Consider the following 927-nt stretch of genomic DNA (forward strand, 5'->3'; position numbering starts at 1 on the left):
TGAAGCCGGGTACCAACGTTTTTGATGGGGCAAAAAACTCGGGAATTGATAAGGTTTTTCCTGAGATAGATTTCGATAAGGCCGATATGGGAATATTTGGTAAAGCGGTTCGTAAACCACTGGAGCAGGAGCTGAAAGAAGGGGATCGTATTGAAATTTACCGCCCATTAATGATCGACCCTAAACAGGCTCGCTTAAATCGGGCGGCAAAGAAAGACTAAATAGAGCGCTTAATATGCTGGGTTGCTCTCAAGTAGTGTGCCTTCGTAGCGTTGGTACACGCCTTGGCTATAGTAGACTTTTATGGTTTGTTTCTCGATTTCACCGCCCGCAACTTGATAGGTGTATACGTAGTTTTCGAGTTCTGTATCGAAGGTGTTGTCTAGAACGGGAGCACCTAATACGAAGTGAACCTGTTTTTTAGTCATACCTGCTTTTAATGTGTCGAGCATGTCTTGGGTGATGATGTTGCCTTGCTGGACATTGATTTTGAAAACGCCAGGAAAGCTACAGGCGCTTATGCTTAAAGCGGTGAGAATAATAATTAAAAACTTTTGCATCTAATTTTTGAATTCCATTATCTTTGCTTTACAATGTTTTCGGCTGATCTTTATGAAGATAGGCGAAACGCAAGCAAAGTATGTTGTAAAGAAGAAACTAACATTATAGCGAGGCATGATACCTGATTCGTGCAAACGCTGTGAATAGGATTACAAATAAATCATGCCAGACAACTCAGAGTTAAAAAAAGTTGGTTTGAAAGTTACCTTACCACGATTAAAAGTATTGGGGCTTTTGGAAGAAGCTGATGAGCACCATATGAGTGCGGAAGATGTCTATAAGGCTTTATTGGAATCGGGTGATGATGTAGGTTTGGCGACCGTTTATCGTGTACTTACCCAGTTTGAGGCTGCCGGTCTGGTCTTG

The 927-nt window shown here is 41.7% G+C and carries 3 protein-coding genes; 2 read left to right on the forward strand and 1 reads right to left on the reverse strand.

Annotation, left to right across the window (positions count from 1 at the left end; translation table 11 throughout):
• Window positions 1-221: RnfH family protein (locus A3757_RS03100; RefSeq protein ID WP_068739151.1), on the forward strand; the 221-nt coding region annotated here is incomplete at its 5' end.
• A 9-nt stretch (window positions 222-230) separates the two neighbouring features.
• Here the strand turns inward: A3757_RS03100 and A3757_RS03105 are convergent.
• Window positions 231-560 carry an outer membrane protein assembly factor BamE gene (locus A3757_RS03105; RefSeq protein WP_068514039.1) on the reverse strand — a complete coding sequence of 110 codons (330 nt, stop codon included), beginning with the start codon at window positions 558-560 and terminating at the stop codon, window positions 231-233.
• Window positions 561-723: 163 nt separating this feature from the next.
• Here A3757_RS03105 and A3757_RS03110 point away from each other — a divergent pair.
• Window positions 724-927 (forward strand): transcriptional repressor (locus tag A3757_RS03110; RefSeq protein ID WP_197469701.1); only part of this gene is annotated, 204 nt, incomplete at its 3' end.

The organism is Oleiphilus sp. HI0117 (assembly GCF_001635235.1).

Bases quoted from the DNA above. Each gene is read 5' to 3' on its own strand.
- A3757_RS03105 (WP_068514039.1), bottom strand. From the start codon at position 560: ATGCAAAAGTTTTTAATTATTATTCTCACCGCTTTAAGCATAAGCGCC.